Below are 14,708 nucleotides of genomic sequence, written 5' to 3'. Positions count from 1 at the left end.
CAATTTGCCTCTAGCGGTCCCCGTTTGTTTTCCTTACATTCCCATTAACTCAGTGACGAGACGTATACCAGATACGAGCAGTAGAAGACGATGAAAGACCAGTTGACGATCTCTATATCAACCATCAATGGCTCCAGACATTGGTACTTCAGTAAAAGGATGCAACGCAATCTAAAAACGTTTTTATGCTTTTTTGTCATTGCTCTGGCCGCAACCGCGATCTTAATTCATCACTTGTACACTCGCGTCGATAATGCCGCGTTAAAACAAGCTGAATTGACAGAACATTCGCGCACTATGGGTGAAGAGCTCAGCACACTGAAAGCATTAAAATCCGAGCTGGAAAGTGATCTCTCAGAGCGAGAAGAACGAGTACAACTTGTTTCGGAGCGTTTGGGAGAGTTAGAGAAAGTCCTTGGAGTTGGAGAACATACTACCACGGATAATTTGGATGCCCGACTTGATGCGGCGGCGATTACATCGAACGTTCGCATGGTGTTGTTAAACCAAATACCAAGCGGGTCTCCGGTCGGTAAAGCGCGGCTCTCTTCTCGCTTCGGTAAGCGCATTCATCCGGTGACAAAAGTCGCTAAGATGCATCGCGGGCTCGATTTTGCCGTGAATACCGGTACTAAGGTTTATGCCCCAGCAGATGGGGTTGTGGAAGTCACCCGCCGCAGCAATAAAGGCTCTGGTAACTTCCTCAGGCTGCAACATTCTTTCGGTTTTTCGAGTTCTTATTCGCACTTGAAAAAGTTCAAAGTAAAAAGCGGTCAGTTCGTCAAAAAAGGACAACTGATTGCAATTTCCGGCAACAGTGGGCTCTCTTCTGGCCCTCACCTTCACTACGAGGTGCGTTTTGTTGGGCGAGCACTGAATCCGAAGCCATTTGTCGATTGGAGCCTCAATGATTTCGAAGACATTTTTACTAAGGAGCGAAGAATACGATGGGAATCTTTAATCAAAACCGTGGAACAACGAGTAGCTCAGCAGCTTCAACTCTCATCGCCAAAGGCTGTGCTGTTAGCGGAGAACTCAAAGTAGAAAACGATGTCCAGATTGATGGCATCGTCGATGGTCAAATTAATGTAGAAGGCACTCTCGTCGTTGCAGAAAGCGGCCGAGTAAACGGTGAGATCTACGCTAAACAACTGATCATCAATGGCATGATGGATGGTAACTGTCACGCAGAACACATTCAAGTACTTGCCAAGGGACGTGTAAGTGGGAGGATCTGGAGTAATAACCTCAGCATCGAACCGGGTGGTAAATTCTTTGGTGAGGCGGCCGAATTACCTGAAAAAGAAGTGGTGACACTGAAAGGAAAGGCTCAAGAAAACGCCAGCACGAAAGAAAACAATACCAACAATGAAAAGCGACCTGCGCGTAAATCAGCGTAAACTCTTTGGTTAAAGTGCATAAAAAAGACGGCTTTCACGCCGTCTTTTTTATTACTAGAGACACGAGCGTCGTTAGAAACTACAGTGATTATTCGGCCGGGTTTAAAATCATCACCGAGCGCTTTGCTTGCGGACCAAAAGTCGCTTTCGCATGCGCTTTCACTTCTTCTAATGTCACACTCTTAGCCGCTTTCTCAACGTCAAGTAACACATCGACGCCGTAATCATGCACTAAGTATCGAGTATACGACCATGCGCGCTGAGCAGGGTTATCATCTAATCCTTGCATCGCTACTGCCAATTGCTTCGCTGCCGTATCCACTTCTTTTTGCGTGATGTTCGAAGCTAAGTCATCAAACATTTTGCCTAACTTGCTATCTAAAACTGCCACGTCTTCGGGCTCAACTTGAGATTCCAAGAGCCAATCAGAGATTGGTTCGCGATCTTGCGTCACGGTGTAAATATTTGGGCTGTAATCGAGACTAGACTCTTCTCGCACAATATCCAAGACACGCGCATTACTGATACGTTGTAGAATATCTTCGATAACCGTGTCCCTTGCCGTACGTTGGTAATCGTTCGTGTTAGTCAAACGCATTACGTACAACGATGAAGGTTCATGACCATCCGCAACGACTGTTCGCGCCGGCACGTCGGTGTTGAACGCAACATGGTAATCAATCGAACGACCCGGTTTCATCTCGATGGAGGCCACATACTTACGCAAGAGTGGCGTAATTTCTTCCGGCTCGACATTTGCTACAATAACCATCTTAAAACCATCATTGGTTTTGAAAAGTTGCTCATGCACCGCCAATATTTGCTCGGAAGTCACTTGTTCAACATCGTCACTGGACACTATACGATGACGACTACCTGGCAAATAAGAATTGCCGTTTGCTTTTTGAATCAGTTTTCCCATCGGTGATTCAAAAAAAGCACCACTCTGCTGTTTAAACTCTTGCTTTGCTGCCGCCATCTGGCGCTCGTCAACTTTGATCTCCGTCGCTAGGTTGTACAACCCATTCAACGCGTAAGTTAAATGCGTTGTTGGCGCGGTAATTTGTGAACCGTGACTGGTCGCATCGAGAATCGCGCTAAGCGCAATGTTATTTTTGCGTAAGTAACTGTCTAACTCTGAACCAGAAAATGCCCCTAACCCACTGCGTATCGCCGTCGTTGCAGCGATTTCATACGCAGCATATAACGCTGGATCAACGGCGGCTTTACCGCCTTGGCTAGCATAGTAAATATAAGCTCGGCCACCCGCTTTGGCATCTTTTTGGAACCACACTTCGACACCGTTTGATAGCGTATAAACTTGAAAGCCACCCGCTTCCTGACGCATGCTGGTGATGGTACCTTCTTGAGTAGGCTGTAAGAATCCATCCACTTTGTCATACATCTCTAACGGTTTTTCGCCCGTTTGGAGGTAGGCACTGTATAGATCGGTAAATACATCATTGAACTGAGCTGACGTTTCACTTTTCCCTAACCCAATCACAAAGATTGGTTGCTCAGACAACAAGGCATTCAATTGCGTGTTAATGCTCTCTAGATTCTCGTTGTTGATGAATTCAGACAAACTCTGGGCGTAACTCTCTTTTGATTGACTCACACTGCCTTGGTCAATTTGAAAAACGCGCGCTTCTGCATAACTGTTTGGCTTACGTTGGTCCCAGTCTGAATCAATATTTGCGAGCTCACCTTGCCAATTTGACATGATGCTCTCTAACTCAAATTGGGTCGCACCATAATCTCTCAGTGACGCCAACGTGCTGATGAAAGTTTGATGCATTTGTTCACGACGCTCAGGCCCAAACGAAATACCTGCCGACATCATGCGCTGGTAGTTGGAATAGTAAGGCTGGGCATAAGCATACTGAAAAGGTTCAGCGGCATCATTAAGTACACGAATCAGACGTTGTTGAATTAGCTGTGTTGCGACTTCATCACGCCACACTTGATGCTGCTGTTCAATCGTAGTGCTGCCACTTAGACCACGCTCAATCACTAAATGAAGGCTTGGTGATTCCATCGTGTTACTTGGCAAGATTCGGTTTTGGTTATTCACTCGAATATCGCGGCGCTTCTCTATTACGGTATCCGAGGTGCTTTCCCAGTTCGAGAATTTGTTTTTGATAATATTGGACAGTGAATCCACGTCGATATTACCGGTCACAACCAACTCGGCATTTTGTGGTTGGTACCACTTGTCGTAAAACGCTTTTAGCTTGCTTGATGAGGCATTTTGAATCGCTTCGCGAGTACCAATTGGGTCGTGTTCACCATACATAGTGCCTTCAATCGACGATTGATAAGCATGCATAGAAAAGGACTTATCATCCGGGTTAGCACGTCGCCATTCACCAAGAATCACCCCTTTTTCTTTCTCTACTTGTTCAGGAGCAAACTGAAGTCCGTTTCCGATATCTCTCATCCACTTCAGGGCATCTTCCAGCTTTGTATTATTGGCAAGATCAAGTTGGTAAGAAGTTTGCTGATAAGTGGTAAAGGCGTTGATATCGGCACCAAAGCTACCACCAGATTGCTCGAAAAGTTTAACAACGTCGTTGCCGGTAAAATGCGTGCTGCCATTAAACGCCATGTGCTCAACAAAGTGAGCGTAACCTTTTTGATTGGTTTCTTCTTGGAATGAGCCGACATTCAGAACCAAACGGACCGATACTTCTTGGTCTTTTGTTGGGTAAAGATGGTATTTCATACCGTTCGATAACTGGTCGACATGCCAGTTGGCGTCAGGCTGAATCGGCGTCGATTGTTGTGTCAGAGCACACCCTGACAGTAATAACGCGGGGACTAACAATATACTGCGCATAACTATTGCCCATAACAATGATTAAGCCGATCAATATAATCCTCGTTCCATGACCTTCACATTTTTAATGGATTATTTACTACTCAAATGTGACGTAAATCACCTTTTAATGAAATTAATTATCATTTACAAAAATAGACAAATCCTTACTTTACAAATAGATAAATAACACAGCTTAAAAGCCTTTTTCTTATTTGATGTAAAACTCAAAATCGCGACATGGAGTCAGTATTTATTTTGAGCAATAAAATATAATTATTGAACAGATTCGAATCTGACTTTCTGCTGCATATTCAACGGCTCGGTGAGTCCTGATGAGAATAAAAACACAACAACTATTATTCAAAGATCTATTATTCGCTTTATGTTCAAAAATCTATCATTAAAAAACAAACTGGCGATCTCTGCCAGTGCTGCCATCATTCTCGGGGGAGTGCTGGTAGAAGGGCTGTCTTTTCGAGATTCATTAAACAGACTGGATGTCGAAGTCGCGCAACGACTAGAGAGCACCAGCGCATCTTACAATCAATACGTAAAGGACTGGTTACTCTCAAAAGAGCGAGCACTGACGTCACTCTCTTCCGATTCAGAGAAGCGTTCTCTGGTTACGCACTTGAAACAAGTCCGAGACTCTGGCGCGTTTGATAACGTCTTTCTCGCTTACCCAGACGGCTCACAAGACAACGCCAATGGGGTGGTTTTGCCACCAGGTAATAACGACCCACGCAAATGGGGTTGGTACACCAACGCCATTGCCAATCCATCGAAAGTCTTTATGGATAACCCAACCGTCGCAGCGGCCACGGGGGCCAACGTCGTGTCGCTCGGTAAAGCCCTGCAACTACATGGTCAAACCGTCGTTCTGGGTGCAGATGTCGAAATTGGAGATATTTTAAACAGCCTCAACCAAGTGATCCTGCCGGGTGAAGGCTATATGTTTATTGCCAATGAACATGGCAATATTTTCACCCATAACGACGGTAAGCTGCTGAATCAACCTGTTAGCAAGCTGGGCCTAAACAACAGCGATATTACCTCTGCCGCACGTTCCGGCACAGAGCGTCGTGTCTCGATTAACAACACCGAATATGTGGTTTACGCGCGCCATATTGAGGGCACCAAACTCACAACGGTCACAGTGTTAGATCAAAACTCGTTGGTTGCCCCACTTTACGATGCTGTTTGGGATCAAATCATCGCAACCACTATCGTCGTCGTTATCTGTGTGGCTTTGTTTAACCTGTTATGTAACATCTTGTTCCGTCCGCTCTACAATGTTTCGAATGCGCTCGCGCAAATCGCCAACGGTAGCGGCGACCTGACTCAACGCATCAAAGTAGAAAACCGTGACGAAGTTGGTGAACTGGCTGAAAACTTCAACCAGTTCGTTGAAAGTTTGCAGCAACTTATTGGTCACATTCGTCACCAAGCGGAAGAACTGAGCCAACAATCGGAGCTGAGCACGACTCGCGCGAATCAGTCGGTTTCTGATCTGAACCATCAGCAACAAGAAATTACTATGGTGGCGACCGCTGTGACTGAAATGGCATCGGCAACGCAAGAGATTGCAGCGCATGCAGAGCAGACGGCTAAAGCCGCTCAAGACTCTTCAGCGAGCACACAAAATGGTCATGAATTGGTGATCAACTCCAAGTCGTCCATCAACAATTTGTCTTCTGAAGTCAACCAGGCGAGCGTTGTCATCGGCGAGCTCAACCAGCACGCGCAAGACATCTCAACCGTACTATCAACGATTCGAGACATCGCAGAGCAAACCAACTTACTGGCTCTGAATGCGGCGATTGAAGCGGCGCGTGCAGGTGAACAAGGTCGCGGTTTTGCCGTTGTTGCAGACGAGGTTCGCGTGCTATCACAACGCACACACACCTCAACCGAAGAGATTCGCTCGACGATCGAGACTTTGCAACAGACCACACAACGCGCTGTGACCATCATGGATACAAGCTCTCAACTTGCCCAAGGATCAGTGGAAGATGCCGATCGCGCAGCACTGGCTTTGGATGAAATCAACGCGGCCGTTGCGTTGATCAGCGATATGGCAACGCAAATCGCGACCGCAGCCGAAGAGCAAACGCACGTAACCAATGAAATCACACAAAACGTCACGTCAATTAAAGATGTGACTGATCACTTGGTGGTTGGTGCCGAAGAATCGATGAATCAATCTGCTGAGCTGAAATCACAAGCCGAGGATCTCAACTCGAAAGTAGCGACGTTTAAACTGGCTTAAACGCCACGTTAGGAACGCACTTAAAAACAACAAACCCCGCTAGCAAATGTATAACTAGCGGGGTTTATTTTTATGGCTCGACGTTTTTATTGCAGATAGCTTTCGAAAGACGTAAGACCTACACCGCCACACACATCGGCGTACCTGAGATTGGGTCGTTAAATACTCTCGCTTGTAAATCAAACACCGATGCCAACATGCCCTCTGTTAGTACCTCTTGCGGCGTTCCCTGAGTGACTAACTGACCTTTTTCCAACACCACCAAATGATCACAGTAACGGCACGCTTGGTTTAGATCGTGCAGCACTACCACTACAGTTTTGCCTTTGTCGTTCATCTGCCTCATAAGTTTCATCAGCTCAACTTGGTGAGAGAGATCCAAGTAAGTGGTTGGTTCATCAAGCATCACTACGTCGGTATCTTGCGCCATTACCATCGCAATCCACGCCCTTTGTCTTTGACCACCAGACAACGATTCAACTGGCTTGTCAGCAAACTCTATCACGCCAGTATCTTGCATTGCTTGCTCGACTAAGGCTTTGTCTTGTTGACTTAACCTGCCCCAATGAGAGAGGTAAGGCGAGCGGCCATATTCGACCAGTTTTCTGACGGTAATACCTTCAGGGCTGACAAGAATTTGCGGCAGCAAAGACAACGAACGCGCCAAGCGTTTATCGCCGTAGTTGCTTAGTGGTTTTTCGTCATACAACACTTGGCCAGAAGCTGGTTTATTGATGCGTACCAAGGTTTTTAATAGTGTCGACTTACCGCAACCATTTGGGCCAACAAGCGCGGTAATTTTACCTTGAGGAATCGACAAAGAGAGATCCGGAATAATAGTCTGTTTGCCGTACGCGACGGATAAATTCTGCGTTCGTAACATGCTTACCAACCTCGATAACGATACAAAAGAAAAATGAAATATGGTGCGCCAATAACAGAAGTCAGCACACCCGCTGGCAACTCAATTGGTGGCTGTAAGCCTCTCGCTAGACCATCGGCGCAAATCACCAACAGCGCGCCAAGGGTTGCAGAAGCAGGAATCAACAACTTGTGGTTGTGGCCAAATAGCAAACGCGCAAGATGCGGCGCAAGCAGGCCAACAAAGCTGATCGTGCCTGCCACAGACACACTGATGCTCGCCAATAGCACGGCAGCAATCAGCGCAAGAATTTGGATCTGTCTTGGTTTCGTGCCAAGTGTAGTGGCGCTTTCTTCTCCCAGTCCCATCACGTCTAACCTCCATGCCAACCAAAACGCCAATGGCAGTAGCAGCAATAGAGCACTCCAAATAAACGGCACTTGTTGCCAGTTTCGTCCCCACAAACTGCCGGTTAGCCATACCATCGCCGTGTTGATTTCGATAGGGTGCACAATCAGAAGAAAATCGATACCGCTGGCTAAAAATGCGCTGACAGCAACACCAATCAGCGCCAAACGTGCTGGTGTTGGTTTCGACCAGTAAGCCAGCACAGCAATAAAGCCAGCAGCAAGCAAGCCTCCCGCCATGGCGACCATCGGCAACATTGCCACTGGCGCATTCGGATACAGCACCAAACAAGCGGTAGCCGCCAGTCCTGCTCCGGCGCTTATCCCCATTAAATCTGGTGAGGCAAGTGGATTACGGATGACGCCTTGCACTAAAACGCCTGACAGCCCCAACCCAGCGCCCACGCCAATGGCGAGCAACATTCTCGGTAATCGATATTGGTGAATCACAAAGTCCGAGCCAGAGAAAGAAAACAGTAATGCAAAAACCTGTTGAGCCGACATGTTCGCCGCGCCAACAAACAGCGTGAGAGAAGACGCAATCAGCAACAATCCAAGTAATGCAAACAGTTTGGTTTGATTCATCATGATGATTTCCTCATTGCAATCGCGATAAAGCAAGGTGTGCCCAACAGTGCGGTAATCACGCCCACTGGCGTTTCAGCCGGAAAGGCAATCGCTCGTGATAAAGCATCTGACCACGTCACCAATGCCGCGCCACACAAGGCTGAAACCGGAATGAGAATGTGATAGTTGTGACCAACAATCGGGCGTACCAAGTGCGGCACTAACAACCCGACAAAGCCAATTGGCCCAGCAATCGCTACGCTAGTTCCTGCCAACAGCACAACCGCTAAACCACTGATAAATCGCGTAAGACGAATGTTACCACCTAGCCCAACAGCAACTTCGTCCCCCAACGCGAGTAAATTTAAGTTTCGCGCTAAGCCCATGGCAAGCACCAAACCTAAGGTCGCAAAAGGCCACAGTTGCTGCCACTGCTCAGAATCTACCGCAGAGAGTGAACCCGTTAACCAATGCAACACGCTGTAAGCCATGTCATCCGCCAAAATTACCGACGCACGAGTTAACCCTATCAGCAGTGCACTGATGGCAATGCCCGCTAGCACTAAACGCAATGGGTGAGAACGCGCGGAGAAAAAACCACCCAACAACATGACCGCACCACCACTTAGTAGCGCGCCGAGTACTGCGTTGATGATTGGGTTCAATTGACTAAAGAATGGTACGCCGATGGACGCCAAGGCCATAAAACAAGCCGCACCAGCATTAATGCCGAGAATGGATGGCGACGCCAAAGGGTTACGAGTCAATCCTTGCATCAGCACTCCGGATACCGCAAGCGAAGCGCCAATTAGTAACCCAGCATAGGTACGAGGCGCACGCAGCGTCGCGAGGATTTGATGCAGCATATTGCCCTCATCAAACGCAAACCAATAGCTTGTCAGATCATTAACGCTCAAAGAAAAGTTGGACCAGCCAATCATTGAAGCTGCATAGCCTGAGAGCGTACACAACGCCATAGCACAGACAAACAAGCTCGCTTTCCAATGCGATTTGCTAACCGAAGACGCGCTTTCCGAGCTTATCGCCGCACTCATGAGCGCTCCAATAACGCTTCAAGATTGCGGGCAATTTCTTCCGCAGCCAACATGCCGCGATTTAACGACCACAGTTCAGGAGAAACCTCAACAAGTTGCTGTTTTTTTGCAGCAGTTAGCAACTTAAACAATGGATTTTTGCGCCACTCATCCACAATATTTGGTTGAGAATAAAGTCCAACTAACAACCAATCAGGGTTGGTTTTTAGTAAAAGTTCGAAACTGGTTGGGATATACGCTTTTTGCTCAGATGGAGCCAGCGGACTTTGGATGCCCAGCGTACTCAAAACGCCCCCAGCGTAAGAAACCGGGCTATGCAGCCACATCCCTTTATCGGAAACCACACCAAACTGAATGGTTTCTTGTGTTGCAAAATGCTGTTTGAACTCCGCCATGGTCTGTTTGTGCTGCTCAATTCGTTGTGTCATTTTCGCTTGTTTGCCAATTGCCACGCCGATTTTGTGTGCGGATTCGAGATTTTCTTGATATGTCTCACCACGGCTTTTTAACAGCAAAGTTGGCGCAATTCGCTGCAAATCTTGATAAATCGCGCGATGACGTTCTGCATCAGCAATGATCAAATCCGGCTTGAGCACCGCAATCGCCTCTAAACTCGGTTGCGAGCGCATGCCGACCGATTGCCAAGGCTCAACCTTGGCACGAACAGCAGGAATGACTCGTGTGGCATCGTTGTCATCGGCGACGCCTACCGGTGAGACATCGACTGCCGCTAATGCATCGACAAACGAAAATTCTAAAACCACAATACGTTGAGGTATCGCTTCTAGCTCAAAAGTGCCTTGCTCATCTTGCACGCTGCGCGCCTGAGAAAATGCGCTAAATGACATCAAAGCTGAGCTCAGTAGCATCAGCAAAACGGTTGAAAAGTGTTTGATCGTAAATTGTTTTTTATTTTTCATCTTGCTTTTTTCCAGTGCTAAGAGTTTTCCAGTACCTAAGATCGGCAAAGTCGCCAAGGTAAATTGGCGACTTTTCTTTTCAAACTCGGTGAACGAAACGCTTAAAACTGATAGTTCAGATCCAGTGTGTAAGAGCGTCCCGGAGCTGGGTACCGACCAACTGGGCTTGTATCAATCCCGCGGAAGTAATACTCCTCGTCAAACAAGTTGTTCACCGCAACATTCATGCGCAACTTGCCTTTGTCGTCTTTGTATAAATCCGTCCCCAAGTTGAAATTCCACACCATGTAAGATGGTACTTTACCCGTTGCGCCTGTTGCATCTTCGGCACTGGTGTTGGCGTTATCGGTATACGAGTCACTGAAGTAGAAGCCCGATAGCGTGGTGTCCATGCCGTAAAATGCGTAGGTTGCATCCCAACCAAGCTGATGCTTAGAGGTGTAAGGCAGTTGATTACCTTTATTCGCGCCTTCTTCTTCAAGCGTAGCGTCTAGGTAGTTGTAGCTTGCGCCTAAACTCAGTGCAGGTAGTGCTTCAGGCACGTAACGAGCAGAAAGCTCTATGCCTTGGTGAAGTGTTTTTCCGATGTTATCGAAGGTCTGCGTTGAGCTTTGCCATTGCAATTGATCTTCAAAGTCGATGCGATAAAGTGCAGCGTTAAAGCTGGTCGCATCTTGGGTGTAACGCGCGCCGACTTCGTAGTTCCAAGCCAGTTCGCTACCTTCTTCACCCAAACCTCGGATGTAGGCAATTTGTGGCGCACGAAGTGATTTTTGCGCGTTCGCATACGTCACCCACTGGTCAGTTAAGTTGTATGCCACCGTCAAACCTGGCAACCATTCCGTCACGGTGTTGTCTGCCGTTTGTTTTTTACCACGATCGGTAAACGTCATTCGAACCGACTCAACACGCAACCCAGGCGTTACCTTCAATGTATCATTGAACAAACCAATTTCGTTGCTAACGTATCCAGCAAACGCGTCCGTATCTAGATGCCAATCACGCGGAACGCTGGTTGCACCACCGGCGATTGGAGTCTGAGTGAGTTTGTAGTCAATGTCTTCATTAACATAACGGGTACCCACGATCCAGTTTTGAGTAACGGATTTACCTTCGCCAAAGTACATCGCCATTTTTGGCTCTATACCATACACGGTAAATTCACGTGGAGAGGTACGAACGTCCGTCGCTGGCAGAGCCGGATCCGCCCAATGGCCACCCGCGCTGTTAAAGCCCCACTTGAAAAGACGCTCTGACTTATGGCCAAACGTTAGCACTTCTAGCTCGGCACTGTCGGCAAATGGCAAATCGTGGATGTACTTAACACTCCAGCGCGTCGACTTACCTTCATAATCATCGTAAGGACGTTTCGATTGGTGACGATCTTGTTCGTAGTCTTGTGGCGAAAGTGCACCCGGCATTTGCGTTTCAGCATCGTAACGTTGCAGGAATGCTTGAATCTCTTGAGTGTCACTCAATAGCCACTGTGCTTTAGCTTGAAAGTTCTTCACGTCCGTATCGGAATGTTCACGGAAGCTTTCACCTTTTAGGAAGTTACCTTCCAACTGTAGTGCAAATGTGTCGCTCAACCAGCCGCCCGTGCGTAGGTAAAAATCATTCAGCGGCGCATCACCGCCATCAAACACGGTAAGGCGGTTACTGATTTCAGTTTGCCACGTGTGTGGAATCGGTTTGGTCACTAAGTTGATCACACCACCGACGTTGTTTGGGCCGTACTGTACTGCGGCACCACCGCGTACAATGTCAATACGATCAAGCATCGACAGTGTTGCTGGGAAGATAGACTGACCAGTATGGCCGTATGGTGCGAGCGTTAGCGGCACACCATCCATCAAGAACTGCGCATGACCACTGCGGCTTGCTTTCAAACCACGTACGGAAATGTTAGGCAATACGCCCGTTCCGCTTTCATCCTGAACTTTAATACCCGGCACGCGCTGCAGCGCGTTATCAATCGAGCCTGCGGCGGTTTTCTCGATTTGATCGCGGGTAATGACGGTACGAGCACCTGGGTACTCTTTGACGTCTTCAATGTCAGAGTTGCCAATCACGCTGCCAGTGACAACAACCGTTTCCATCACGGTGGTTTCGTTTTTTGCGGCAGGAGCGGCAAGTGCGCTCATGGAGGTGGCAGAAGCGATTGCAATCGCAAGCACACTGTAAGTGGTAGACAAACCAGCACGTACACGCACTTTACCATCCAAATTCTGGTAAGACATTAAGATCTCCTTTGCGAGAAATTGAGCCTCGGGCAGAATACATCCCGTAGGCTCTCGGGGCTAAACATCCTCAATATGAGGAAAAAATCGGCTAACAGGCGCTAACTACGCACAAAAAGCCTAGAACTGATATCCGTAGCTGAGCATAAACTCGGCTGGTGCGCCGTAGCCAATCTGGTTTAAGCCAGACGTGCCGTTTGTTGCGCCAAGAATGTATTTCTCATCCAAAATGTTGTAAGCGTTCGCTTGGATTTTATGACGACCAGTGGTGTACGCCGCCATCAAATCCACCGTTGTGTAATCGCCAAGTGCGACAGCTTCGTCGTTACCTGCGTAACGGTCGCCCACGTACTTCACACCACCGCCTAAACGCCAGTTGTCATCCAATTGGTAAGTGCTCCAAAGAGAGAACAAGTGGTCTGATACATCGTTCGGCTTTTTGCCTGTGGCTTTGTCTTCCGCGTCCAAGTAGCTGTAACCCACAGAGATGTCCCACTGTTTGGTGATTTGACCGCGAGCCTCTAATTCAATACCTTGGTGACGCACTTCAATTTTATCGATCACATCGCCGTCCACGTTAGTTTGTGGTTGCTCTTGATCAATCTGGAACAGTGCAGCATTCAACATTAATGCGTTATCCAAAAGGTACGCTTTCGCCCCCACCTCTTTTAAGTCGGTGTGGAAGAATTCCGCCAATTTTGGATTGATGTAGATACCAGCGTACGGTAACTGCCAAGAGCGCGCTAAACTGGCGTATACGGATGTGTCGGAATTGATGCGGTATACCAAACCAGCACGGTAGCTGACTTTGTCATCATCCAATTTTTCCTTATCTGAGCCCGCTTTTTGTTGTTCTAGCTCCATCGAGTCGTAACGCACGTTACCGATCAAAGAAAGGTCACCCCACGTATAGACGTCTTGCACATACAAACCTGTCGTGGTGGTGGTATTGTCACGAAATGGCTTAAAGCCCGGATCAGGCGTTGGACCAACGACTGGGTCGTAGATATTTTGTGCAGGAAGCGTTTTGTCACTTGCCAACGTTAGGTCGATATCGATCTGGTTGAAATCTGCACCCACCATCAATTGATTGTCCCTGGTTTCCCAAACCAACTCAGATTGTAAAGTGGTCGTAGTACGTGGATCGTAACCAAAGTTGTTGACGGTTTGAGACACTTCATTACCCGTCACTTTGCCCTGACGCGTGCCTTTTTGCTCAAGTTCGATATGGTTGAACGCCGCTCGGTTGTTCCATACCCATTGATCATTCAGACGCCATTCGTAATCCACCGCAATACGGAGACTGTCTGACTCCTGATAGTCGTTTGTGCCGCCAAAGTAAGTGCTTACTGGCAAATCAACTGGCTTGCCATTTTTTGATGGCACACCACGATACGGCACTAGTTCTTGATGGGCGTATTCCACGTCAATATCAATGGTGTGACCATCCGCTGGTAACACACGAATGGTCGGTGCAATGAAGAAATCGTTTGAATCAACATGATCAACGTACGAGTCGGCTTGACGGTATTCCAAGTTAATACGCCCGTTGACCTTATCTGAAAACGCCATTGAGCTGTCGACCTGACCGACATACTGGTTGTTGCTACCTACACTGCCGTTTACGTGAGTAAAATTCTCACCGTTAGCGCGTTTCGTCACCAAGTTGATGATGCCCCCAGCCGAACCACGGCCATACAAAGCACCCGCAGGACCTTTCACAATTTCAACGCGTTCAACGTTCGCTAAGCTGCGGTAAGACTGCAACGTACCGTCATCTCGCAAGCCATCACGGTACATATCGTTGAGTGAATCAAAACCACGGATCATGAACTGATCGCGGCTGCCTTCGCCCAAGGTGTTATTGACCCCGGCTACCCCATCTAGCGCATCCACTAAACGCACCGCGCCTCGGTCTTGCATTTCTGTTTTCGTTACTACGGATACCGCTTGTGGCACATCAAGCCATTCCACATCGGTTTTGGTGCCTGATTGAGGCATGTGTTCAGCATAACCTTCGTACTGATGACCGAAGACTTGAATCGTTTCAGTTGCTGATGGGGTTGAGTTCGTCTCTTCTGAAGCCACTGCGCTTGGTGCTACTAATGAAGAACCAATCGCGACCGCCAAGGGGGTCAGGGTCAATAATTTATTCATTCCATAATTC

10 protein-coding genes are annotated in these 14,708 nt (G+C 47.8%); 3 read left to right on the top strand and 7 right to left on the bottom strand.

All coding sequences use genetic code 11. The annotated features are described in order from the left end of the window. The first annotated feature begins 90 nt into the window (after positions 1-90). Positions 91-1,044, top strand: a complete 954-nt coding sequence (locus CAG69_RS02580) for a M23 family metallopeptidase (RefSeq protein ID WP_005395595.1) — start codon at positions 91-93, stop codon at positions 1,042-1,044. Further along, positions 948-1,400 carry a bactofilin family protein gene (locus tag CAG69_RS02575; protein ID WP_080619267.1) on the top strand — a complete coding sequence of 151 codons (453 nt, stop codon included), beginning with the start codon at positions 948-950 and terminating at the stop codon, positions 1,398-1,400. Before CAG69_RS02580 ends, CAG69_RS02575 begins: the two co-directional genes overlap by 97 nt. Before the next feature lie 88 nt (positions 1,401-1,488). On the opposite strand, the gene CAG69_RS02570 is transcribed toward CAG69_RS02575, so the two are convergent. Next, positions 1,489-4,239 (bottom strand): M16 family metallopeptidase, encoded by a 2,751-nt coding sequence (locus tag CAG69_RS02570; RefSeq protein WP_161442595.1) that lies wholly within the window; start codon positions 4,237-4,239, stop codon positions 1,489-1,491. 364 nt (positions 4,240-4,603) lie between these two features. On the opposite strand from CAG69_RS02570, the gene CAG69_RS02565 reads away from it, so the two are divergent. Then, positions 4,604-6,490 (top strand): methyl-accepting chemotaxis protein, encoded by a 1,887-nt coding sequence (locus CAG69_RS02565; RefSeq protein ID WP_161442593.1) that lies wholly within the window; start codon positions 4,604-4,606, stop codon positions 6,488-6,490. 118 nt (positions 6,491-6,608) lie between these two features. On the opposite strand, the gene fecE is transcribed toward CAG69_RS02565, so the two are convergent. From fecE to CAG69_RS02535, 6 genes are all read right to left on the bottom strand, one after another. Next, complete coding sequence (gene fecE, locus CAG69_RS02560) at positions 6,609-7,373, bottom strand: Fe(3+) dicitrate ABC transporter ATP-binding protein FecE (RefSeq protein WP_020841541.1); 765 nt, start codon at positions 7,371-7,373, stop codon at positions 6,609-6,611. Between the two features lie 2 nt (positions 7,374-7,375). Then, entirely contained in the window at positions 7,376-8,347 is a 972-nt protein-coding gene (locus CAG69_RS02555; protein ID WP_161442591.1) for a FecCD family ABC transporter permease, read from the bottom strand. Next, the gene (locus CAG69_RS02550) at positions 8,344-9,303 is read right to left on the bottom strand and encodes a FecCD family ABC transporter permease (protein WP_257976837.1); all 960 of its coding nucleotides are present in this window, start codon (positions 9,301-9,303) and stop codon (positions 8,344-8,346) included. Before CAG69_RS02550 ends, CAG69_RS02555 begins: the two co-directional genes overlap by 4 nt. Positions 9,304-9,377: 74 nt before the next feature. Next, the gene (locus tag CAG69_RS02545; RefSeq protein WP_033906853.1) at positions 9,378-10,301 is read right to left on the bottom strand and encodes a Fe(3+) dicitrate ABC transporter substrate-binding protein FecB; all 924 of its coding nucleotides are present in this window, start codon (positions 10,299-10,301) and stop codon (positions 9,378-9,380) included. A gap of 101 nt (positions 10,302-10,402) precedes the next feature. Further along, positions 10,403-12,541 (bottom strand): TonB-dependent siderophore vibrioferrin receptor PvuA, encoded by a 2,139-nt coding sequence (gene pvuA, locus CAG69_RS02540; protein ID WP_161442587.1) that lies wholly within the window; start codon positions 12,539-12,541, stop codon positions 10,403-10,405. A 120-nt stretch (positions 12,542-12,661) separates the two neighbouring features. Next, positions 12,662-14,698: a TonB-dependent receptor gene (locus CAG69_RS02535; protein ID WP_161442585.1), complete on the bottom strand. Its 2,037-nt coding sequence runs from the start codon at positions 14,696-14,698 to the stop codon at positions 12,662-12,664. Positions 14,699-14,708: the final 10 nt, after the last annotated feature.

Origin of the sequence: Vibrio sp. V43_P6S15P86, from assembly GCF_009904725.1 — a bacterium.
Classification (GTDB): domain Bacteria; phylum Pseudomonadota; class Gammaproteobacteria; order Enterobacterales; family Vibrionaceae; genus Vibrio; species Vibrio diabolicus.
This window is presented reverse-complemented; position numbering and strand designations above follow the sequence as displayed.

What these genes read in the sequence shown, in the direction of transcription:
- CAG69_RS02535 (WP_161442585.1), bottom strand. Translation starts at nt 14,698, where the DNA reads ATGAATAAATTATTGACCCTGACCCCCTTGGCGGTCGCGATTGGTTCT.
- CAG69_RS02545 (WP_033906853.1), bottom strand. Translation starts at nt 10,301, where the DNA reads ATGAAAAATAAAAAACAATTTACGATCAAACACTTTTCAACCGTTTTG.
- pvuA (WP_161442587.1), bottom strand. Translation starts at nt 12,541, where the DNA reads ATGTCTTACCAGAATTTGGATGGTAAAGTGCGTGTACGTGCTGGTTTG.
- CAG69_RS02575 (WP_080619267.1), top strand. Translation starts at nt 948, where the DNA reads ATGGGAATCTTTAATCAAAACCGTGGAACAACGAGTAGCTCAGCAGCT.
- CAG69_RS02565 (WP_161442593.1), top strand. Translation starts at nt 4,604, where the DNA reads ATGTTCAAAAATCTATCATTAAAAAACAAACTGGCGATCTCTGCCAGT.
- CAG69_RS02580 (WP_005395595.1), top strand. Translation starts at nt 91, where the DNA reads ATGAAAGACCAGTTGACGATCTCTATATCAACCATCAATGGCTCCAGA.
- fecE (WP_020841541.1), bottom strand. Translation starts at nt 7,373, where the DNA reads ATGTTACGAACGCAGAATTTATCCGTCGCGTACGGCAAACAGACTATT.
- CAG69_RS02550 (WP_257976837.1), bottom strand. Translation starts at nt 9,303, where the DNA reads ATGGCGTTGTGTACGCTCTCAGGCTATGCAGCTTCAATGATTGGCTGG.
- CAG69_RS02555 (WP_161442591.1), bottom strand. Translation starts at nt 8,347, where the DNA reads ATGATGAATCAAACCAAACTGTTTGCATTACTTGGATTGTTGCTGATT.
- CAG69_RS02570 (WP_161442595.1), bottom strand. Translation starts at nt 4,239, where the DNA reads ATGCGCAGTATATTGTTAGTCCCCGCGTTATTACTGTCAGGGTGTGCT.